The sequence below is a fragment of the Rhodococcus sp. 5G237 genome, assembly GCF_053764735.1.
The window spans coordinates 84,404-106,116 of sequence record NZ_JBSNCD010000007.1 but is presented as its reverse complement, the minus strand read 5'-3'; the positions used below and the strand labels follow the sequence as shown (position 1 = coordinate 106,116).

Below are 21,713 nucleotides of genomic sequence, written 5' to 3'. Positions count from 1 at the left end.
CGTTGAGGAACGAGCGGAGAGAGACCGTCGAGAAGTGCACGCGACTCCACCATGTGGTCAGCGTCACATGCCGCTGCTCTCGGAGCAAGCACTCATGACTGTTTCGCGCGGCCCTGGCCGTAACCCGGCGGGCCAAGAGTGGAATCACCGTCGTGTGCGGTGACGACGCCTCCCATCCGGCACGTCGGATCGCCCGGCCGGCTCTGCGGCTCCTCGCCTGCTCCCGAACTCGACGGCATCTGCGTCCGCACATCGGCCGATCCGTGCCTGCACCACCATCTCGAGGTCGCGCAGCGTCACCTCATCGGCCAGCGAATGGTCTTCTTCATCTCGAACGGAACGGGCCATGACAACTCCTGACAGAAGAACCACCGACCGCACCGTCGACCGTCACAACACGAACAGAACCATCGCCCCACGAACCGGCACCGGCAAGGCACCGGGCCCGACATCATCGGCAGGCCTGCGACACCGCAAGTCCAAGCCCGCCCGGAGGTACTCTTCGCCGCGATCGGTCGCGCGCACGTAACTTGCCAGGACGACGAACCTCGAAATCGTCACGACTCCTCGTTCACGACTCCTGCCTACCTCGCGGCAGATACCGTGGATGCATACTTCACCGAGGTCAGGAGTTGCCGTGCCGAAGCTGGAGATCAAGCAGAAGGCCGAACTTTCCCGCAAGCAGGCGTCCGAGCGGTTGATCGCACTCGGCCGCGCCTTGGCGACGGGATCCGAAGTGGAACTGGACTCGGGCGGTGACACCATTTCGCTCGTCGTCGCCGACCGACTCGAATGGGAACTCGAGATCGAGGTGGACGGCGACCAGGTCGAGATTGAAGTCGAATTCAGTTGGCGCGACGCCCCATCCGACAGTCCACAAGCCGATGCGGACGAGGAGGAGGACGAGGAAGCGGACACCACCGAAGGTTCGGATGAGGACTCGGATGAGGATGAGGATGAGGGCGAGGACGAGGACGAGGACGAGCCTCAGCAAACCGAGCCGCGACGGAGAGCCCCGGTCAAGAAGACGGCGCGGCGTGGTCGGCCGCGTAAGCGCGCCGCCGACTGATCGATACCCCGAATGAGGGGCTTCCATATGGGTCACGTAGAAGTGGCAGGACTTGATGTCGGCCCTTCCTCAACACTCTGACATCGGCAGAGTTCCGTTAGTACCTTTCCTGTTTCAGAGAATGTCTCATTCGGCGAGTTTCTCGAAGCAGGTCGACGCCGCGGCGAGTCGGAGGAAGGCAGCGAAGTTCTCGCCGTGGTGCTCGTAGCGGATGGTCAGTCGGCAACGCCGCGGCGGGCGATGCGTGGGACGCGGCGGACCAGTCCAGGTCCCCGCCGGCACCGAGCCGATCGAGGACCCGGCGGTGCAGCTCGTCGAACACCCCATCCTTGACTCAGGGCGTGAACCGACTATGCGCGTTCGGAGCACTGCCCCCGAATGACGGCGGCAGGTGCCGCCAGGCACAGCCCCTGGTGAGCACGCAGACGATAGCGGTGAACAACGGCGAGATGTACAGATCCTTCGCCGCCGCCGGCACGTCCGGCTTCGACTTCACAGGTGATCAGCACCAGATCGACATCAGCGGCTTGCTCCGAGCGTTCGGTCACCGTCTTCAGTTCCGCTCTGCTGGGCACCTCGACCACAAGTCGCGCGTTCTTATCCGTGACGGCGCGAGAGAAGGTGACCGTCTCCCCCAACTGAAGCTCACTGAGGGTGAAGCCGGCCGCTCGCCACGCGTCGACTTGGGGCCGGTCTCCCGACCACCAGATGCCCACTCGAGACGGCTGAGGACGCCGGTAGCTCCGAGCACCGCACCAACCACGCCGAAAATCGCCAGTGCACATACCGCCGGGGACCTGTGGTGTCGCCGCGCCTTGGCGCAGTGGTCGGTATGGCCGGTCGAACTGTCGCTGGTTGCGAAATGCGGCGAGAAACCCGGCGACACCGAGCGTGCCAGACCACCCACACCCTCCCCGGTGAGCAAAACTGGGTGCCAACGATCGACCTTGCCCCGATTCGAAGGAGTCCGATGTCTCGCCATGTGCCAACCTGGATGACGATTGTGGTGCTGTCACTGTGCGGCATGGTCTCAGCGTTGCAGTTCACCCTGGTCATTCCGCTGCTGCCGGAGTTCCCCGGGCTACTGGACATCTCCACCTCGAACTCCTCGTGGCTGGTCACCGCCACCCTGCTCACCGCCGCCGTGAGTACCCCGGTCGTGGCCCGGATGGCCGACATGTACGGCAAGCGGCGGATGTTGTCGGTCGCATTGGGGGCGATGATCGTCGGCTCGGTGATCTGCGCCATGGAGGTCTCCTTCCTGACGATGATCGCCGGGAGAGCGCTGCAGGGCTTCGGTGCCTCGCTGATCGCAGTGGGGATCAGCCTGCTGCGCGACAAGCTCCCACCAGAGCGCATCGGCAGTGCGGTAGCGTTGATGAGCGCGACGATGGGCATCGGTTCGGCGCTCGGGCTCCCCCTGGCGGGCGTGTTGACCGACTGGCTGGGTTGGCACTCGATCTTCTGGTTCAGCGCCGTCATCGGAACGGTGCTGGTCGTGGCGTTGCTCGTGGTGGTCGAGGAGTCACCGGTGCGCACACCGGGCCGCTTCGACGCAGTCGGGGCGCTGGTGCTCTCGGCGGCACTGGTATGCCTGCTGCTGCCGATCTCCAAGGGCAACACCTGGGGATGGGGCCAGCCGCTGACCCTCGGCCTGTTTGCCTCCTCGGTGCTGCTGTTCGCAATCTGGACGCCGCTGGAGCTGCGCGTCAACGAGCCCCTGGTCGACCTGCGCACCAGTGCGCAACGACCGGTGCTGATGACCAACCTCGCCTCCATCTTCGCCGGGACAGCGATGTTCGTGAACATGCTGGTCACCGTCCAGGTTCTCCAGCAGCCCAGTGTCAGCGGCACCGGGTTCGACCTGGGCGTCAGCGCTGCCGGTCTGGCGATGGTGCCCTCGGGGTTGGCGATGGTGGCCATGTCACCGCTGTCCGGGTGGTTGCTGGGCCGATGGGGCGGCCGCCTGGTGCTCCTGTCCGGCGCGGCACTCATGGCACTGGCCTACGCCGGCCGCCTCGTCTACGCCGAGTCCGTGACCGCGGTCGTGATCGGCTCGACCCTGGTCGGAATCGGCACCGCGCTGGCCTTCGCCGCGATGCCGACACTGATCATGTCCTCGGTACCGATCACCAAGACCGCATCGGCCAACGGCCTGAACTCACTGGTGCGCTCGGTCGGCACCTCGTTGGCCAGCACCCTGGTCGCGGTCATCATGGCGACCCACCAGGTCGAGATCGCCGGTAACTTCTACGCCACCGACACGGCATTCCAGCTCGTACTCGGCCTCGGCGCCCTGGCAGCAGCGACCTGTGCCGCGGTGGCGGCCCTGATCCCCAGAGACCGCCGCACCCACCGCGAACTGGAACTCGCCCGCGCCCAAGGCCAGGAGAAACACGAAGCGGTCGTGCGGGGCCAGATCCGGCTGGCCCGCTCCGACAACAACGCCCGCGGGATGATGCTGGTATCAGTGCTCGACATGCACGGCGAACAGCTGGACTGGAGCCGGGCCGACAACGACGGCCGCTATGCGGTGGTGCTGCCCGGCCCGGGCACCTACGTGGTGGTCGCGAACACCCTCGGCTGGGCACCGTCCGCCACCGTGATCGACTTCGCCGGCGGCGAGATCGTCCAGGACATCACCCTCGACGACGAACTCACCGTCTCCGGCACCGTCACCTGCGACGGCCGACTCGCCCCCGGCGCACTGGTTGCGCTCAGCGAGGCGATGGGAAAACATATCGACTCCACCCACTGCGACGACCGCGGCCGCTACTCCTTCCAGCTGCCTCCGACCGGTCGCTATGTATTGATCGCGTACGACGCCCCCACCGGGCGCGCCCACGCCCGCAAAGTGTCGTTGACCATCGAGTCCGAGGTCGTCGACATCGCCATCCCACTCGCCGGCACCAACCGGTCGGCTGACCGTCGTGACTCCGACGCTGTCGCGGTGTTGCCCTGGGAGGCACCGGCAACGCACACATGAACAACCCGACTGCAGCTGAACTCAGCGCCGACAGGTGCGAGAGCATCTGAAAGCTCAGTGTCCGTCGGCTCGACATATAACGAACCCCGTAACAGCGATGCCAAGCACCACTGCGACCGCGAACCGAATCCGCGCTCGGCGTCCCCGCCCACTAGGCGGTCGGCGCGTAGGTCGAAAGCGACGATGTCCTCCTTGCCTTCACCGACACGCGGTACATCACAGGTGGCGTCTGCCGGTCGACCGCGGGATGATCGAAGTACTCCGACACTTCAACCGAGGTTCGACCTGACGCACAGAGGAGAGAACTGTGAGATTGAGTCATCTTCCCCTCCGTCTGACAACCGGCGCGTTCATTCTCAACTCGGGCCTTGGAAAGCGAGCATTGTCCTCCGAAGCTGCCGCCGGGTTACAGGGCATGGCCGCCAACGCTGTTCCCGCTGTACGCACGATGCGGCCGGAGACTTTCGGAAAGACGGTCTCTGCAGCCGAAACGACCCTCGGTGTAGCACTGCTCGCGCCGTTCGTGCCCTCTGCGCTTGTTGGGGCCGCACTCGCGGCCTTCAGCGGTGGATTGTTGACCATGTACTGGAAAACCCCGGGCATGCACGAGCACGGCTCGATCCGACCCACCCAGGATGGCACCGCCGTGGCCAAGGACGTGTGGATGTTCGGCATCGGTGCAGCCCTCGTGATCGACGCACTGGATCGCAGACGGCAGACAGCGGTCGTAACTCCGTAGAAACCTACATGGCGCGCGGGAACCGCGCCGCTTTTCGATGAAGTGATCGGCGTCGGCGGGTTCACCCGAGAGCGCAAAACCGCGCCGCCCTCGGCGCGCGGCACCGGGCCCGACGCCTTCTACGAACTCGCGCTCAGGTTGCGCGCCGCATTCGAAGATCTGAGGTACGAGATCCACCACGCCGTTACCGAGTGGAATCTCGTCACGGTGAACTCGACGATGCACGGACACCACACCGCACCGATCGCCTTCTACACCGAAGACGGCACGCTCGACACCGTCTTCCCTCCCACGGGTCGAACATTCGCGATCACTCGATCTCATCGGTGCCGAATCGAAAACGGCAAGATCGTCGAGCATTGGGCGAACCGGGACGATCTGGGGCTCGCCAAGCAACTCGGGTGAGTCCCGCCGACGCCGGCCTATCTGACCCGGATGGCGCGCGCCGAGCGCCACGCCCAGCGCATCCGCCGCCGGGTAGCGGGGGAATCCGAGATGTCGAGGCACACGACCGACCGCGCAATACCGTCGATGCGGTTCTCGCACCGCTGATCGCCTGCTCCCTCCGCAAGGACCTGAAGACGGTTGCGAGCCGTCGTCGACGTCGAGTATCTCGGATCGGAAATGCTCATCGGCATCCGCCTCGACGCCCCCGGTGGTGCAGTCCCCGAACGGGTCACCGTGCGCCGCTTCGGTGTCACCACTCTCGATCCGGGCGACCGCGTCGGCATCCGGGTACTCGGCGCCGGCGTGGCATACCCGGTTCAGTCCTTCGAAGCGTCCTCAGGCCCGAGGTAGCCACCGCCGCGCAAGGACAGTGGGCCGCCGAGTGGGGGTGAACGCGGAACACGCCCCACACGGGTTGCACGGCGATGACCGAAAGTCTTTCCCGATCCCTATACAGGTAGCGACTCGACGAAGCCGATTCGTACGAGGTGACGTGCAGCCGGCGATCAGAGAGCCGACATGCTCGCGGAGTCGGATTCCGCTGCTGCGGATTTCGGTTGGAGAACGACGACAGCATGCACTCGTTCGCCCTGAACGATGGTCGGGAACGCCGATGCCGATCAGCGGACGCTCACGACACCGTCTTCGAAGTAGATCGAGCCGCGCTCGAACGTACTCACCTTCACCCCGTCGACGTCGATCTCATCACTGACCGGGTAGCCCAATGCGCCCTGGCTACCGCCGAGCTCGTTCCACTTGTTGCGAATCTCCCCCACACGATGTACGGAGGATGACCGGTCTTCTGGATGACCACACCACCGACGAACCACCGATACCCGAGCACTCGTCAGCGGCGGACGTTCCCTGACCGGTGTCTGCCACGGGTGATCCCACTCGACGCTACCGCCCGCCTTCGTTCTCGGCGCAGTCACCTTGATGGCGTCTCCGTCGATCCGCCCCGTCGGCAGGGCTCCCCACTTCAGATGTAGTCGGTGCACCCATTCTCCGGGGCGTACCAGCGTTCCTACCGTGAACCGTCCGCCGTCGCGGATACATACCTCCGTCGACGAAAGAGTTCGGCATCGCCGTCGGCGCCGACAGAATGAATCAGGGGGTGAAATCGAAACACAGGTACCGACAGGGGCGTAACAGTAGCGAGCCGGACGGCAACCCACGATGCACTCCGCACCCCGACGGGGTTTCGAGTGGAAAAGCCCTCGTCCGACAACCTCATGCCATCAGGCCGGCCGCGAAACGCCGGGGATTTCGGCCGATTCATCCGGCGGCGTCTTCTCCCGTGGCTCGCGGGCGTAGACCACAGATGCCGGGAAGTCGGCTGAAATGTTCGGATACGCTCTCGATGCTGCTCCTCGGGGGGTCCGAAAGAGCAGCACGCGTCGATACGGTGGGGCACGCCGCTGCCGAGCGCGAGTGCTCGGGCGTGCCGTATGCAAGGAAAACGATGACGCACGAAATACATCATTTCGATTTGGGTCTGTGGGTGCTCTTCGTCGCCTACGGGACATCGATTGCCGGGTCCTATGTCGGGCTGTCCTGCGTCCGGCAGGCCCACACCCGTTCCTCACGGACGGCTCGGTGGGCGTGGTTGTTGTTGGGTGCGTTGTCCCTCGGAGGCGTCGGTATCTGGATTACGCATTTCATTGCCATGATGGGCTTCGCAGTGCCCGGTTCGTTGATCCGTTACGATCCCGTATTGACGGCGCTGTCCGCGGCAGTGGCAGTAGCTGCAACTTTGTTCGGGTTGTGGCTCATCGATATTCGGGCCTTGTCGGCGGGCCCCCTCGGACGGGCAATCGCATTGTCCGTAGGCGGAGTAGTGATGGGACTGGCGGTCAGTCTGATGCACTACAGCGGTATGGCCGCGATTCGGATCAGTGGCACACTCACCCATGATTCGCTCTTCGTCATGGTCTCGATACTCATCGGCATCGGCGCTTCCACAGCTGCATTGTGGCTGGCCCGCAGAGCTGCACGGCTTGCCACGCGCGTGCTGGGAGCGGTGATCATGGGCGGTGCCGTGGCAGCGTTGCATTACACCGGCATGGCCGGTCTGCACGTCGACATGTCCACGGAAGCACCGGTTCCTGACGGTGTGCCGATCATGACGCTGCTGCTCGCTGCCTTCGCCGTTGGCACGCTCGTGCTCAGCGCACCGTTGATTCTGTTGGTGTTCGCCTCACGAGCTGGCGAGGCGCACCTCGATGAGGCGGTCGAGCAGTGGGTGACCGATCGTCACGGTGACCCCGCTACGTCGTGGAGACATCTCGACGGAGAGGCCGGTGTTCGTCAAGGGCGGCGGGGTGGGCACTACCGCTTTCCCACCGCGCCACCGCGGATGCGCAGCACGCCCTCGTACTCCGAGGATCGCCACTAGAGCGACCCGCGGCAGCAGGACCGAAGGACAACCCTGTCCGTAGTAGACACCGTCGAGAGGACCGTAGCGGTCGACAAGGGTCTCGACGCCGGCGAGGTCACCGATGAACAGGCGACCTCGTGCACTGTCGACGACGGATCGCCAGAAAATCGGCGAGTCGGTGACGCCCACCCCGCGCGTTGCCGAAATATACTCTCGCACTTATTTCTTGCCGAGATCGATCGTCGATCTCGTCAACGTTCGTTCGTTGCAGATCGCACACGGTAGAGCTCCTGCTCACCGCTGAACCCCTTCAGCTGGTACGACCCCGCGAAATCGACCTCCAAGAGGGATGCATCCAGACGACTCATCGTCTCGCTGTCGGCCAGTATCTCCAGTGGCTCCGCAACCGCAACGATCCTGCTGGCGCGATTCAATGATTGCCCCACCCAGTCACCCGCACTGTGCACTACCGCACCCCATGCGATGCCGACATGAAGCGGCGGAAGTCCCTGGTGCCGAGCGGAATCCACAAGTCGCACAGCCGCCCGAGCGAGCGCGGTCGGATCGGGCGAGATCAACATGACCGCGTCACCGATCGTTTTCACGAACCGAACCGGTTCCTCCACCAGATCGGTGGTAAGACTGTCCAACCGGTCGGCCAAGCCTCCGAGCTCGGTCGGCGAGAGCTGTTCACCCAACGGGGTGAATCCGACGAGATCCGCGAAACACACGGCCACGTCGTAGACGTCCGGCGAAGGGCGATCGGTCCCGCTGATACGGACCTGATGGCTGAGATGCTGACGAAGCCGCGTCGTCACAGCCTGACTGAGCAGGCGGGACTGAACGGCAGCGAACTGCCTCAGGTCCTGAGCAAGCATCAGAGCAGCCTCGGGCCGCTCCCGATACACCTCCAACTGCTTCTCCAGGAACGGCCTGCTGACATCTGCGAACATCGAGGCATTTCTGCCGACCACCCGAGCAAACGCAAACAAGGTGGCATCGTCACTCCCGAGCGCACGGTACTCCGTCAACAACCGCGCCAGACGCAGATCATCTTCACTGTAATCTGCCGCCTCCGTCGTGGACACACCCCGACCCATCGACCGAAACCATCGCTCCACATCGGCCGACCGAACGCCGGTCTGCTGCGCAATCTGTTCCAAGGTGTACATCTCCCCGCGCGGCGCCAACGCATCATCGAACACCAGATAGGCCAATTGACCGGCGCTGGTCGCCCGACCCAACTCGGTCATGCTCACTCCATGATCGACAAGTTGGTGCAGGACCGCGATCCGGGAACGTCTGGCTGCCCCCGTCAAGCCGTCCAACAGTCCGGCCCGAGCGAACGCACGCACACGACGGGGACGCGAAAGTACACGGGTGAGCCGGGACACCAGCTGTTCGACGGTGGGAATCTGCACTCGGAAATTGTCGCAGGTACCCGAGCCACCCGAATTCGATCCAAGGCAAGCTCGCGAGGACTGTAGCGGTGATTGTCGGCACCGGGCGAGGCAGAAGGTGACATGATGCGGATGCCCCGAGAAGAGGCGCCGCTCGGATCGGGACACAACGGACCTCAACATGCGAAAGTCGAGAATGCCACCCGGTACCGTCTCGTGAATGACGAACTCGGATCATGGAAACCCCGGCGACGCCCCCACGGTGCCGCCGCCACTGACAGAGATCGTGAACGCGACACGACCCTCTGCCGCCGAAGAAGCACGGACGGTCGCAGCGTCGACGAACACCGGCACTCTCGCGACCCTCACCAAGGACGGAGACCCCTGGGCTTCCTTCGTGACGTACGGACTGGTCGGAGGCTCTCCGGTGTTGTGCGTGTCGCACATGGCAGAGCACGGCCGTAATCTTGCGCGCGATCCACGCGCGAGCATCGCGGTCGTCGCTCCTGCCCCGCAGTCCGACCCGCTCGCCAGCACCCGCATCACCCTCGCGGGATATGTCGAGCGGCCCGAGGGCGAGGAGTTGGCGGCGGCACGGGAAGCGCACTTGGCCGCTGTCCCCGCGGCACGCGTGTACATCGATTTCAGCGACTTCTCGCTCTGGATTCTGCGGGTGCAGCGCGTGCGCTGGGTCGGGGGGTACGGGCGGATGGATTCGGCCACCGCCGAGGACTACGCCGAAGCACTGCCGGATCCGGTTACCCCGTCGGCCGCTCGTGCGATCGCGCATCTCAACGACGATCACGCCGATTCGTTGCTGGCAATGGCCCGGAAGCTCGGCGGATTCCCGGATGCCACAGCAGCAACCTGTGTCGGAGCCGACCGCTACGGCCTGGACCTCGATGTCACCACGCCGCGCGGTCGAGCCATGACGCGCGCCGGTTATCTGTCGCCACTCGATTCGCCCGACGAATTACGAGCAGCAACAGTCGCTTTGGCTCGCATGGCACAATTACCGTAACCACGGTCCACGAAGACGAGGCACTCTGCCGACCCCGAACACCAGGTTGTTCGACCAGTGCGGACGCAGGACGAAGACATCATCGCTATCGGTACCATCCGAACCGTGAGCATCCGAACGGTGACCTCCGCGCTGGTCCTTGCTGCCGCCCTGACCGGCTGCTCGAGCACGGACACCGGAGCCGGCACCGACCCGCTCGACACGGCCACGAGCACGCCTGTACCGAGCGCACAATCACAGATCTATTCGGCTGCCCTGCACCACCTCATCCTCGTGGACAACCCCTTCGCGAAAGCACCGACTCCCGTCGGGTACATCTACATCGTCGACGGTCCCGCATCACGCAGCTCGGAAATGTCCATCGCCGCCGATGGACCGCAGTTCGACACCGATCTGAAGAACGAGATCACCGCACGAGCCGCCGATCTGCCGCCCGTCGAGTTCGTCGCAGACCCTCAGCTGCATACGGAGCCCGCACGACAGGGCTTGACCGGGGTCGACAACGACGGCGTCCTGGTCGGACTGTCCCCCCTCGGACGGCAGGACGACGGAACGGTCCACGTCGGCGCCGGACTGTGGTGCGGCAGGGACTGCGGACTCGGCCTCACCTACGTCCTCGATCATGTCGACGGACGGTGGGCAGTGACAGGAACAACTGGGCCGGTCGTCATTTCGTAACAGGACGACTCTGTAGGAGAAACTTCCAGGATCGGACCCCACCGCGATCCGGTGCGTCCCGCTACACGCGAGCCGACATCGGTGAAAGCGACCGTCGACGACGGATGGTGACCGATCTTTCTCGCCGACGCCGACGGCAGCGTGTCACAGCAGCTCACCGACCCCAACGGTCGACAGCACCGATGACCGATACAGCACCATCCTGGGCCCCTACTTCGACAACTTCGTGTACCCGGAGGGGTTGGTCGTGCACACGGTCGAGGTCTCGAATAGTCTGTGCTGTGCCCCCGTGCTCCCTGACGGAGGCACAGTTCGCGCGCTCTCCCCCCCAGCGCGTGGACGAAGGTCCGTCGGCGCCGTATGCCGACGGAACCTCGCAGGCCGGTGATGGTGAGCACCCCTCGTAACTCTCACCATCACCGGCCTGTCAGCAACTCGATGCACATCACCCGCCGATGCGTTCGAACACTCCCCATATTCATCCACATCGATGCCAGGCCGGGCAAACAATACCATTCGACCGGTATTGCAGCCGAATAGAGAGTACCTCATGTCCAGCGCACAGGGAACGTCTTACCGATACATACCCGCTGCACGGTCGGTACGCCCGGAGAACCCGGCGAACGCCATCCACTTCGGGACGTCCAGAGCACCCCTACGGTGAGTGGGGACTCAAGACCTCCGGCGAGGGATCGAGTGCAGTATCAGCCCAGACTCGGGTGCTGACGTAGTGATGATCGTGCCCGATCAGATCGATATGACGTGCGGACAGTCCCCGCTTCCGACCTATCCGCAGTGCCTCTTCGAAGTCGACGGAGTCGATCGGTGGGGTGAGAAGTCCTTCTGCGGCGGCGGCGTGCACGAGCTCGCGGACGGTCACCGCGTTCGGATGAGCGAGATGACGCATGCCCCCACGCCACGCAGTGTGTAGCGGCCGCGCCGCAACCGCGGCGGTAAGTCTGCCGACGTCCCCGCGCGAAATCACCGATTGCCGTGCGACGCCGTCGTCGATCCATACCCCGAGAGTCGCAACGAGGTGCGCCAACCCGGGTAGGAACCACCGGTCGCCGGGTCCGTGCACGAATCCGGAACGCAGCACCAGACCGCCATATCGGCGTACATGGTTTTCGGCGGTCAGCCGACTGGCGCTCAGCGCAGTCACCGGAGCCGGAGCAAGTTCACCCTCCATGACGTTGCGATGCGGTCCAGGTCCGTAGACGCCGATCGTGCTCAGATACACGATGGGCTCGATACGGTGGTGGGCAGCGGCCGTCACCAGATTCTCGGTACCGAGAGCGTTGACCTCCTCACATCGGGCTGTGTCGGAGCCCGTATACGAGGCCGCGTGCACAATCACGTCGACACCGGCCAGCGCGTCGGTCAACGATTCCACATCGAGTAGATCTGCCGCCACCACCCGCATCGCCGGTCTCGAGGATGCGAGCGGACGGCGCGCTATCGACGTGCATGCCACCCCCATGTTCCGGAGAGCGTCGAGCACCGCCCCGCCGAGGAAACCGCTCGAACCCACGACCGCGACGTGCAACGAGGATGTCGACGGCGCCGAGGCGTGGTCCGCAATGTCGTTCCGGTCCGGTGGTACGGTTCGCCTCAGAGGAGGCAGAGGGCCGAGATGCTCCACGACTCGCCTTTCGGTAGATCATCGAGTAAAGGACACGGGGTGTGGCCAAACAAGCTCGGGCAGTAGAGACCCGGCAGCAGATCGTGGCAGCAGCGGCCGCTACGTTCGATCGGCTGGGATTCGACGGTGCCAGCCTCGGGGCGATCGTCGACGCGAGCAGTGGGCTCACCAAAGGTGCCCTGTACTTCCACTTCAAATCGAAGGACGAACTCGCACACGCCGTCGTAGAACAACAACACGCCATCTCCATCGCCGCAGTCGGCGCGATCGCCGCCATACAGGCCTCGGCGCTCGAGCAGATCGTGATGCTCTGCCACGAGATGGGACGGCAGATCGTCGAGGATCCGATCGTCCGCGCCGGCATCCGGTTGACCCTCGAATTCAGCGCCGGCGCCGAACCGAACCAACCGGGACCGTACCAGGACTGGATCGAAGCCTGCCGGCACCTCGTCGAAACCGCGATCGACGAGGGCGACCTCCTCCCCACAATCGACCCCCCCGACCTGGCACGGTTCGTCATCTCTGCGTTCACCGGGGTCCAGATGGTCTCGAATGTCCTCGATCGGCGCATCGATCTCGAACAACGCATCGACCAGATGCTTCAGTTCCTGTTCAACGGCATCCTGACCTCCGACTGCCGCCCAGACAGCGACAGGATCCGCCACGCCCGCTGGAGCAACACACACCAACCGGCCTGACACGCCGCTACCCGCCGCATCCCGGTCCCGGCACACGAGTTGCACGAGCGGCCCACCTCAGCGTGGCGGTAGCCATTGCCCTCCCCTGCTGCTCGAGCACGACATGGGCACCTGCGCTCCCCTCTTCGAGTCCCGAGACCACCATCTCCGCCGGAACGTCGAGTTCGACGAATTGGTGAAACTGCACGCTCATCGACACCGGATCCCCCTCCGGGTCCCCGAGCTCCGCTCGTGCCGCCTGACGGGCAGCCTCGAGGACGAGCATGCCCGGCAAGTGATCGGACGGATGGTCGAACAACACCGGATGCGACAGGTCCGGCAGCACTCGCCAGCGACCCGGCCGTACCGTCGCACCCACCACCACATCCCCGACGACCGGCACCCCGATCACGTCCGGATCGACCGGCACCCCCCTCGGTACAGAGCCGAGCGCACGTGGCCCGCCCTCACCCCAACGAACGATGTCGTACTCCTCGGCCGCGAGAACCACGGTTCGGCCCCTTCCGGACCCGACACAGCGACCAGCGATCGCGAACTCGAGTGCGGCGCTCAAGGCGGTGACCTGCGAGCCACGACGTCGCACATCCGATACCACCGCAGTGACGGCGACCTCGGCGGCACCGGCACCGATCACCAGGCGCTCGAACTCGGCGCTGATGTCGATCTCCTGCATCACGAACCGTTGACCGAGAGAGACCCGATACCGGGTGTGTGCCAGATAGATCACGCATTGCCGCAGCGTCTCTGCGAGCAGCATCGGGTCGTAACGACCGGACCGGCTGCGATAAAAACCGTGCAGACGCGGCCACTGCGCACCCAGAACGAACCGGTCCGGTCCGGGACCGCGAACGCAATCGGTGAGGAAGACCTCGGATACCGCCTGGCGGTGGACATGCCTGCGCGGGACCGTCGACTCGAACGACAACACCGCGACATCATCCCCCGAACCGGACGAACCGTTCACTACCTCCATACCGCAAGTATCGCCTCACGGGTAGGACGTGACCGCACCCGCTGTCATCGAGACGTCAGATGTCGCTTGCAGGGCATGAGCGCAGCAGTCTGCGCTCACCCGCGCCGGCGAACACATTTCCGGAGGCGACAGGCACGAACCGCCCGGTGCCGGTCCACAAGACGACTGCTCGACTCCGAAAACGACTTCCGACAAGAGACTCGACGACAAAAGAACTCATCGACAGTGCGGCCTGCACACCGACCGGACCTCACGGGCCTGGCGGGGCAATCACGCTCCAGAACCGGTCGGACATCGGTGGCCATTTGTTGTTCCGTTGCCTGCTCTCGTCCGCTCGCACGTCCTCGAGCAGCGCCACCAGGTGCGGTCCACCGTCGAGCAGGACACGCACGATACCGAGCGCGACACACTGGACAGTGATCGTTGCGAGCAGCGCTTCGGCCTCGTCGGTGCGGTCGGCCGTGGCCAGGCTGTCTACCAGCAGACACCGTGCCTGCAACAACGCCCGCGGACGGCCGGCATCGACGAGGAGGTCCACCCATTCCTGCGCCCACCTGCACGCCGTTTCCAGCGAGTCCGGTGTGCCGTCGTCGAGGAGGGTCCGAATGCCGACGGACTCGTCGAATTGAGCAATGGTCGCGTCGATCCCGTGCACGGGTCGGCGCCGTTCCGCATACGTGGGCGGCAGGCGGACGGGAATGCCGATCGTCGCAGGTAGCCGCAGTCGCGCACGTTCGTCCTCGATCTGGGCTCGCAACCTGAGCAGCTTCAATGCGTGCGCCGCCCGGGCGCCCGCGTCGAGGCGTTGTGCGGCGGCGGCACGATTGCCGCGCGCCGCCTTGATTCGAACACCGGCCGTATACCGGACCGTCTTCGAGTCCACTGCACCGGCTTCATATCCCAACAGGAAGCTCTCGTCGAGAAGCCGATCTGCCTCATCGAGACGGTTCTGCTCGTAGAGCAACCCACCGAGCAATGCACCGACGAGTCGCACAGCGGTCGAGTTCCCATTGCTTCCGTTACGTGCCGTTCGCAAAGCTTGTCGGAACTGCTCTTCCGCAGTCGAGATCTCCAGTCGTTCGTGCGCGATGATGCCCAGGCAGCAAGAACTGTGCATCCGGGCATACGGTCCGCGATTTCGACTGTGGTAAGGAGCGGCCCATTCCTGAAGTTGCTCGGCGGCAGGGAAATCGAAGCGGTGGATTGCAGCCATACTCGCGAGGTTGGTCGCTGCCGACACGACCCACGGAGAAAGCGCATCGGCTCGAGCCAGAGCCGGACGAACGAGTTCGTCCGTCGAGTCGTAACGGTCGGAACGGGCTGCGACGAGGGCGCGGATCACACCGATCTCCGCGTTGACTTCCTCGGTGTCGTCGACAGTGACGGTCGCATCCGCCAGAAGAGCTTCGGCAGCGGCAAGGGCTCGTTCGGCGGGTCGAAGGCGATGGAGGAGAATGTTGCTCCACGCCACCATGAGCTGCAGGCGGGGCCGGCCGGCAAGCGCCGACTGCGGCAGCTTGTCGAGCAGTACCAGTGCCGAGGCGGCCTGAGAGAGCTCGAGCAAGTTCGTGCCGTGCCGTTCCACCAGGTCCACGGCCATCTCCTCGTCCCCTGCTGCCTCGGCATAGGTGACCGCCTCTCGGATGAACCCGTGGTCGGCGAACCATTGTGCTGCGATGCGATGCAACCGGCTCAGGCGTTCGGGGCTCTCGCGTTCGATCCAGCGATGGAGGAACTCGCGGAACAGATGGTGGTAGCGAAACCAGGTGCGGTCCTGATCCAGTCGACGAAGGAACAACCCTCGGTCTTCGATCTCCTCGAGCAGAGCCTGGCTTCGGGTCGTTCCGGTGAGCGCGCCGGCCAGGTCCGCGCAGATGTACTCGCAGATGCTGGTAGCGAGCAAGAAGTCCAGAGTCGGGGCTTCGATGGAACTGAGGACGTTCTCGGCGAGATAGTCCTCGATGGCGTGGTGGCGACCGGTGATTCCGCGGATCAACCCTGCGGGGTCGTCGCTGGCGCGTAGTGACAGTGAAACCAGGTGGAGCGCGGCCACCCAGCCTCCGGTCGCGCGGGTCAGCGCGGCGATGTCCTCCTCGGTCGGACGTAGCCCGGCGACATCGACCAGCAGTGCTCGCGCTTCCGAAAGGTCGAACCTCAGTGTGGCGGCGTCCACGTCGATCAATTCGTCGCGAACGCGCATACGGCTCAACGCCATTCCGGTGCGTGCCTGACTGGTGACGACAACTCTCAAGTTCGCTGCGTCGGCATTGTCCAACAGGAACGCCATCGCAGCGAGGGCGTCGGGGTGGGAGATCCGTGCCAGTCGTCGATGATCAGGACGACTTGTTCGGCGGATTGCTGAACGTCGTTGATCAGCGTGGCAAGCATGTAGTGCATGGCATCGTCGCCGTGCTCGTCGAGCACCGCGACGAGTTCGCGAGCCAACATCGGTCGCACCTGTCGAAGGGCCTGGATCAGATGCGACAGAAACCATACGATTTCATTGTCGTCGGTATCGACGGACAACCACGCCACATGGATGCCTGTCGCGGTCAACTCGCGCGACCATTGCGCGGCAAGGGTGGTCTTGCCGAAGCCCGGTGGAGCAGTGATCGCCGTCAGGATGCGCGGCCCGCCCTCTCGCAGTATCTGCAGGAGGCGCTCGCGCACCACCAATGGTCGGGTCGTCGTCGGCGGGCGTAACCGTGTGGCGGGTATCGGAAGGAGCAACCGACCGGATCCACTACGTCGTCGAGGGCCGAGATCACCGGTCGTGGTCCGGGCAGGCACGGCGGTGTCGGCGGTGTCGGCGGCGTCGGGCATCGGAAGTCGGTCCACCGGCAAGTCGTGGTATTCCGCGACGGCACGTAGTTGTTCACCGAATTCGACGGCGGTACCGGTACGCGAGACAGGGTCTCGGTTCATCGCGCGTTCGATCACTTCGCCGAGGTCGTCCGGTATGCGGGCATCCTCACAGAGGTCCGGCACCGGACCGCGGGTGATCCGCAGGAACTGTGCAACCACCGATTCACCGCGCTGTCGCTCGTACACCGCGTGTCCGGTGATTGCGCAGAACACGGTTGCACCGAGTCCGTACACGTCGGCCGAAGGGGTGGGGGCCTGCCCGGCGAGTACTTCGGGTGCGGTGAATGCCGGAGATCCCGTTACCTCGCCGCTGGTGGTTTCGAAGGCTCCGGCGACGCGCGCGATTCCGAAGTCGGTCAGTTGCGGCTCACCGTAATCGGTGAGCAGGATATTGGCCGGCTTGACGTCCCGGTGCAGCATGCCCATCCGGTGCGCGGTCTCCAGAGCGCCGGCAATCTTGACGCCGACTTCGAGTGCGTCCTCCCAACGCAGTGGGCCCTGCGTCCGAATCCGAACTTCGAGTGAGTTGCGTCGGTGATACTCCATCACGATGTAGGGCTGACCGGATGCAGTGGTACCGACCCCGTACACGGTGACGATGTTCGGGTGGCCGGAGAGACGACCCATCGCACGCTGTTCGCGCAGAAAACGCTCGACGTTGTCGGGATCCGGTCGCGCGGTCAACAGTTTGATCGCCACGGTGCGATCCAGCTCGGGCTGCCGACCTCGAAAGACGACGCCGAAACCACCGCTGCCGATCTCGTGGAGGTCCTCGAATCCCACCGCGCTCAATTCGGCCACAAGGTGGGACCGATCGTCCCGCTGTGTCGCCATCGGATCGATGTCAACCATCGGCGGCCTCGTCCATAGCCGGGTGGAGTCGAACACCTTGATCATATCTCCGTGGGAGCGGAGGCGGGGTGGGCACCGTAGGGATCGACCGCAACGGTCGTCCGACCCCGCGTCATCGTGTCCGACGTCGTGCGTCGGTCAGGTGCTCGCTTCCGGTCGTGTCTCGGCCTCTACCGCCCGGGCAGACCGGTCTTCTCGAGAATGGTGCGCACTTCGGCTTGCACGATTGTGTGGTCGCGCTGGGGGTGATCGGCGTGTGCCAGGTACAACATCGCCCCTTCGACTGCAGCCACCAGTAGACGGGCGAGTATCGACGTGCGAATCGACGGTCCTCGCTCAACCGTTTCGACCGGCTCGAGCATGGTCGCGATACTGTGCAGGAGCGGTTCCTGAGCTTTCCGGATATCGATCCACCCGAGGACGGCAGGTGCTTCGATCAGCAGCAATCGACGCGTCGCCGGGTCCTGAGCGGAGGCGAGAGCAGTGAGCACCCCACCGATGAACGCCTCCCACGAAGCATCGACCGGCTCTGGGGGCACAAGAGCTTCCGCGACCTCCCGTTGCGCGCGCTCGATCACGGCTCGGAACAATTCGTGCTTGTTCGCGAAGTGATGGTAGAGAGCTCCTCGGGTGACCCCCGCCAGTGCCACGATCTCCTCGGTCGTAGCTTTGCTGTACCCGTCTCTGAGAAAGACCTGGAGCGCTGCATCCAGCAACGCGGTCTGTGTCCGAGCCGCATTCCGAACGTGTCCGACTGTCTCTGTCGTTCTCTTCACCAGTGCCCCTCGGGATTACGATTGTATGCAGAAAAGTTCATGCGGTTCGAGATGTCCACGCTGCCGAGGCCCCACTCGATCCCGAGAGGGACAGCGCAGCTGGAGAATCCGGGAGCGGCTGCCTCTCTCTACCCCGGCTACGACGTACCGGGTCCATGGGCCGGCCGGATAACTCGGATACCGCACGAGGCATCCACGGTGTCACTTGTCGCACTACACAGCGCAGCCCTACGGGCGCGTTGTGCTTCACGGACCGGTGCACAGCGAAAGCTGTGCGGCGGTCAACGGTTCCGCCATAGGGGCGGTCGTTTCTCGGTGAATGCCGCGGCACCTTCCAACGCGTCCTCGCTGGCGCACACGGCATCGGACTCGGCTGAATTGACTTTCCAGACAACGTCTTCGAATCCGACTGCGTGTGCGTGCGACATGACCTTCTTGCTCGCGCGTACCGCGAGGGGTGCGTTGTCTGCGATGACGTGAGCCAGACGTAATGCTTCGGGCAGTACCTCCGAGGGCGGAACTACCGAATTGACCAGCCCCCAACGCAGGGCCACCTCGGCCGAAAGAGGTTCTCCGGTAAAGACCGCGTGCGCAGCGATTTTCGGTGGAATCTGCCCCGGAAGACGTACGAGACCCCCGCCTCCAGCGATGAGACCGCGTTTGACCTCCGGCAATCCGAGCGTGGCCTCGGAGCTGAGCACGGCGAGATCACATGCCAGCACGATCTCGGTGCCACCGCCGACCGCCACACCGTTGACAGCGGCGATGAGCGGCTTGGACACGTAGTGCTGGACCAGGCCGGCAAAACCCCACTCCGGATGGTTCGTCGGCAGAACGGATCCACCAGCGGCGAAGGCCCCGAGATCGGCGCCGGCGCAGAACGCCCGTCCCGCTCCCGTCAAGACACCGACCCGCAGATCGGGATCACGATCGATCTCGTCGAGGGCGGCGCCCAATGCATCGGACACAGCGGCGTCGACGGCGTTGAGAACGTGAGGCCGGTTGAGGGTGATCACTCCTACGGGCCCGTCTCGGTGGAGCAGTACGACCTTCTTCTCTTCGTCTTGCATCGTCGTGTGCGCACCTTCGGACGCAGGAGTTCGAGCACTGTCCCGCCCGACTCCGCGCCCAGCGCCGGTCACCGAAGCACCTGTGCCGTCCGCCGCACTCATCCGATCGTGTCCCTCCCTCGGCATCGAATCTCGTCACGACATCAGGGGGCACGTTCGGGTGGCAACCCCACTCTTGAAGACCGGGACCGACACGACCGCAGCACGGTCGCTGCAACGTTCTCCCCGGAACGGACAATTCCGGCGAGACTCGCTCGCTACGGGACCTGGGCACCTACGCGTCGCGATCCGTTCACATCCAGCTCGGCAGCACCCCAGGAGGCATGCGGCCGCATCCCCCGAGAGCGGCAGCCCTACCGCCTCACGTGTCCCGCTTCGGGTGGAAGTCGACTGGGCACGACAAACGGTCCGACATCGAGACCATGTGGATTGCCCGAGTCGGAAATGCTGCAAACCGGTAGGCATACCCCTCCGGCCCGGATACAGTGGACAGCGAAGACCCCGGAGCGGCCTCTGCACCCTCGGTGCACGTCCCCGGGGTTTTAGCATTCGTCGCCCGCACCTGCGCGCCCAGAACCGGCTCCGCGCCCATCTCGAAGCACACATCTCCGATACGTACGGTCCCGAACAACTCCTGTCGGCCCGACTCGTCCCCCACGCGAAGGAGGAGCGATGAGCGACCCTCGCGACTCGGATTCGGCGCGCCCCCTCTGTCCGGAGGCGCGGGGACGTCGAGGACCGCACCGACCGCGCTCGTTGTTGCCGACGGTCTCGGCCTGGATGGGCGTGCTGTCCCTTGCCTTCTTCTGGCTTTTCGAACTCGGCTTCATCCTCGGGATGATCGCGGCCGTCTGCGGGGCGCTGGCCGGCTCGCGGCCGACGGTCGCCGAGGACGAAGCCGCTTCCCTGCGAGCCCTGCTCGCAATCGTCACCGGAATCGCGGGAATCATCGCCGCCTGCGCGATCGCCGTGTTCCCTACCATCCAAGCTCTGTGACCCCGCCTCCCCCATTTCCCTCCATCTTCAATCCGGACCACTTTCCGGTGTCGTCGGCCGGGGAACCCACCTGCGGGTGCGGAAGGGCCGCGACGGGGTCGGCAGTCCCACCGAGTTCGACGACACTGCGATGAGCCTTTAGTTGACATTTCAACCATCTGCACTACAGTGGCAACTAGTTGACATCGCAACTAGTTGCGTGTTTCGGAAGAAGTCCCGACCGAGCGGGTCGCGACTCGACGAAGTGCGGTGTCCGCCGACGCGTGCGCGGGAGAACCGCCCAGATCCTGCCCTGCGCACAGGCACATGAGCATCGATCAGGAAAGGACCGATATGACCAATCTGTCGATCATCTACTACTCCGCCACCGGCCACGGCACCGCGATGGCCGAGCGACTGCGCAAGGCCGCCGAGGCCGCCGGCGCCGAGGTCCGGGTGCGCCACATCGCCGAGACCCGCGACCCGCGACCCGGCTACCTTCGCCGAAAACCCCGCCTGGACTGCAAACTACGAGGCCACCAAGAATCTGCCGGCCGCCACCGGTGAGGACATCGTGTGGGCCGACGCCGTCATCTTCGGCTCACCGACCCGCTTCGCCAGCACCGCCGCACCCTTCCAGACGTTCATCGACTCTCTCGGCGGTCTGTGGGCACAGGGCGAACTCGCCGACAAGGTCTACGCCGCCTACACCTCGAGCCAGACCGCGCACGGCGGACAAGAGACCACCCTCACCGGGCTGTACACCTCGTTGATGCACTTCGGCGGCATCATCGTGCCACCCGGCTACACTGATCCGCTCAAGTTCGCCGATGGCAACCCCTACGGAGTCGGGCACGTCACCGGACCGAACAACCAGAACGAACTCGACGACGCCACGATCGCGGCCCTCGACCACATGGCCCACCGCGTCGTGACCGTGGCCTCCAAATTCGCGAACTGACATCGCCCTTCCCACCACAGAGCGGAAGGACGACCGAACCTGGCGACGGGGGTCGTCCCGTCGAGATCGACTGCAGTCCTGACGAGTACATTCGGTTCTTCCCGCCGATCGGCAACGGAAGGACCTCACGGCTGCGGTCGATATCGGATCATCGCCTGGGATGCACACCACGATCGTGCAACAA

General features: G+C 64.7%; 19 protein-coding genes and 3 pseudogenes. 12 read left to right on the top strand and 10 right to left on the bottom strand.

What is annotated here, in order from left to right:
- Positions 1-159 precede the first annotated feature (159 nt).
- Both ACWPOC_RS17995 and ACWPOC_RS17990 read left to right on the top strand, forming a co-directional pair.
- On the top strand, positions 160-360 hold the full coding sequence (locus ACWPOC_RS17995) for a hypothetical protein (RefSeq protein ID WP_455409100.1): 201 nt from the start codon (positions 160-162) through the stop codon (positions 358-360).
- Positions 361-637: 277 nt separating this feature from the next.
- The gene (locus ACWPOC_RS17990; RefSeq protein WP_455409099.1) at positions 638-1,069 is read left to right on the top strand and encodes an amphi-Trp domain-containing protein; all 432 of its coding nucleotides are present in this window, start codon (positions 638-640) and stop codon (positions 1,067-1,069) included.
- Positions 1,070-1,319: 250 nt separating this feature from the next.
- On the opposite strand, the pseudogene ACWPOC_RS17985 reads toward ACWPOC_RS17990, so the two are convergent.
- Together ACWPOC_RS17985 and ACWPOC_RS17980 are read right to left on the bottom strand one after the other, a co-directional pair.
- Positions 1,320-1,511 (bottom strand): annotated as a pseudogene (locus tag ACWPOC_RS17985) (transposase); the annotation flags it as partial.
- Positions 1,420-1,854: a DUF7662 domain-containing protein gene (locus ACWPOC_RS17980; protein ID WP_455409098.1), complete on the bottom strand. Its 435-nt coding sequence runs from the start codon at positions 1,852-1,854 to the stop codon at positions 1,420-1,422. The pseudogene ACWPOC_RS17985 and the gene ACWPOC_RS17980, both read right to left, overlap by 92 nt.
- A 209-nt stretch (positions 1,855-2,063) precedes the next feature.
- Here ACWPOC_RS17980 and ACWPOC_RS17975 point away from each other — a divergent pair, with 209 nt between their 5' ends.
- The 4 genes and pseudogenes from ACWPOC_RS17975 to ACWPOC_RS17960 all read left to right on the top strand — a co-directional run.
- Positions 2,064-4,055 (top strand): MFS transporter, encoded by a 1,992-nt coding sequence (locus tag ACWPOC_RS17975; protein WP_216850652.1) that lies wholly within the window; start codon positions 2,064-2,066, stop codon positions 4,053-4,055.
- Between the two features lie 307 nt (positions 4,056-4,362).
- The gene (locus ACWPOC_RS17970; RefSeq protein WP_120282676.1) at positions 4,363-4,794 is read left to right on the top strand and encodes a hypothetical protein; all 432 of its coding nucleotides are present in this window, start codon (positions 4,363-4,365) and stop codon (positions 4,792-4,794) included.
- A 42-nt stretch (positions 4,795-4,836) separates the two neighbouring features.
- Positions 4,837-5,199, top strand: a complete 363-nt coding sequence (locus ACWPOC_RS17965; protein WP_455409097.1) for an ester cyclase — start codon at positions 4,837-4,839, stop codon at positions 5,197-5,199.
- Positions 5,200-5,388: 189 nt separating this feature from the next.
- A pseudogene (locus tag ACWPOC_RS17960) lies at positions 5,389-5,592 on the top strand (ABC transporter ATP-binding protein); the annotation flags it as partial.
- 269 nt (positions 5,593-5,861) lie between these two features.
- On the opposite strand, the gene ACWPOC_RS17955 reads toward ACWPOC_RS17960, so the two are convergent.
- On the bottom strand, positions 5,862-6,017 hold the full coding sequence (locus ACWPOC_RS17955) for an LGFP repeat-containing protein (protein ID WP_225623553.1): 156 nt from the start codon (positions 6,015-6,017) through the stop codon (positions 5,862-5,864).
- Between the two features lie 686 nt (positions 6,018-6,703).
- On the opposite strand from ACWPOC_RS17955, the gene ACWPOC_RS17950 reads away from it, so the two are divergent.
- Positions 6,704-7,636: an MHYT domain-containing protein gene (locus tag ACWPOC_RS17950; RefSeq protein WP_455409096.1), complete on the top strand. Its 933-nt coding sequence runs from the start codon at positions 6,704-6,706 to the stop codon at positions 7,634-7,636.
- 233 nt (positions 7,637-7,869) lie between these two features.
- Here ACWPOC_RS17950 and ACWPOC_RS17945 read toward each other — a convergent pair whose 3' ends face one another.
- Positions 7,870-8,973: an adenylate/guanylate cyclase domain-containing protein gene (locus ACWPOC_RS17945; protein ID WP_455409180.1), complete on the bottom strand. Its 1,104-nt coding sequence runs from the start codon at positions 8,971-8,973 to the stop codon at positions 7,870-7,872.
- Positions 8,974-9,238: 265 nt separating this feature from the next.
- Here ACWPOC_RS17945 and ACWPOC_RS17940 point away from each other — a divergent pair, with 265 nt between their 5' ends.
- Both ACWPOC_RS17940 and ACWPOC_RS17935 read left to right on the top strand, forming a co-directional pair.
- Positions 9,239-10,039 carry a HugZ family pyridoxamine 5'-phosphate oxidase gene (locus tag ACWPOC_RS17940; RefSeq protein ID WP_455409095.1) on the top strand — a complete coding sequence of 267 codons (801 nt, stop codon included), beginning with the start codon at positions 9,239-9,241 and terminating at the stop codon, positions 10,037-10,039.
- Between the two features lie 105 nt (positions 10,040-10,144).
- Positions 10,145-10,717 (top strand): hypothetical protein, encoded by a 573-nt coding sequence (locus ACWPOC_RS17935; RefSeq protein WP_147414425.1) that lies wholly within the window; start codon positions 10,145-10,147, stop codon positions 10,715-10,717.
- Between the two features lie 655 nt (positions 10,718-11,372).
- On the opposite strand, the gene ACWPOC_RS17930 is transcribed toward ACWPOC_RS17935, so the two are convergent.
- Entirely contained in the window at positions 11,373-12,248 is an 876-nt protein-coding gene (locus ACWPOC_RS17930) for an NAD-dependent epimerase/dehydratase family protein (RefSeq protein WP_120284279.1), read from the bottom strand.
- Positions 12,249-12,400: 152 nt separating this feature from the next.
- Between ACWPOC_RS17930 and ACWPOC_RS17925 the strand changes: the two genes are divergently transcribed.
- The gene (locus tag ACWPOC_RS17925) at positions 12,401-13,057 is read left to right on the top strand and encodes a ScbR family autoregulator-binding transcription factor (protein WP_455409094.1); all 657 of its coding nucleotides are present in this window, start codon (positions 12,401-12,403) and stop codon (positions 13,055-13,057) included.
- Positions 13,058-13,064: 7 nt separating this feature from the next.
- Here ACWPOC_RS17925 and ACWPOC_RS17920 read toward each other — a convergent pair whose 3' ends face one another.
- The 5 genes from ACWPOC_RS17920 to ACWPOC_RS17900 all read right to left on the bottom strand — a co-directional run bounded on the left by ACWPOC_RS17920 (position 13,065) and on the right by ACWPOC_RS17900 (position 19,593).
- Positions 13,065-14,030, bottom strand: coding sequence for a ScbA/BarX family gamma-butyrolactone biosynthesis protein (locus tag ACWPOC_RS17920; protein WP_120282670.1), 966 nt, complete (start codon positions 14,028-14,030; stop codon positions 13,065-13,067).
- 250 nt (positions 14,031-14,280) lie between these two features.
- Positions 14,281-15,504: a hypothetical protein gene (locus ACWPOC_RS17915; RefSeq protein ID WP_455409179.1), complete on the bottom strand. Its 1,224-nt coding sequence runs from the start codon at positions 15,502-15,504 to the stop codon at positions 14,281-14,283.
- 773 nt (positions 15,505-16,277) lie between these two features.
- Positions 16,278-17,792: a protein kinase domain-containing protein gene (locus tag ACWPOC_RS17910; protein ID WP_455409093.1), complete on the bottom strand. Its 1,515-nt coding sequence runs from the start codon at positions 17,790-17,792 to the stop codon at positions 16,278-16,280.
- Between the two features lie 125 nt (positions 17,793-17,917).
- Entirely contained in the window at positions 17,918-18,523 is a 606-nt protein-coding gene (locus tag ACWPOC_RS17905; protein WP_455409092.1) for a TetR/AcrR family transcriptional regulator, read from the bottom strand.
- Between the two features lie 281 nt (positions 18,524-18,804).
- Positions 18,805-19,593: a crotonase/enoyl-CoA hydratase family protein gene (locus ACWPOC_RS17900; protein WP_455409091.1), complete on the bottom strand. Its 789-nt coding sequence runs from the start codon at positions 19,591-19,593 to the stop codon at positions 18,805-18,807.
- Between the two features lie 672 nt (positions 19,594-20,265).
- On the opposite strand from ACWPOC_RS17900, the gene ACWPOC_RS17895 reads away from it, so the two are divergent.
- Positions 20,266-20,589: a hypothetical protein gene (locus ACWPOC_RS17895; RefSeq protein ID WP_455409090.1), complete on the top strand. Its 324-nt coding sequence runs from the start codon at positions 20,266-20,268 to the stop codon at positions 20,587-20,589.
- A gap of 333 nt (positions 20,590-20,922) precedes the next feature.
- Positions 20,923-21,529, top strand: a pseudogene (locus ACWPOC_RS17890) (NAD(P)H-dependent oxidoreductase).
- Positions 21,530-21,713: the final 184 nt, after the last annotated feature.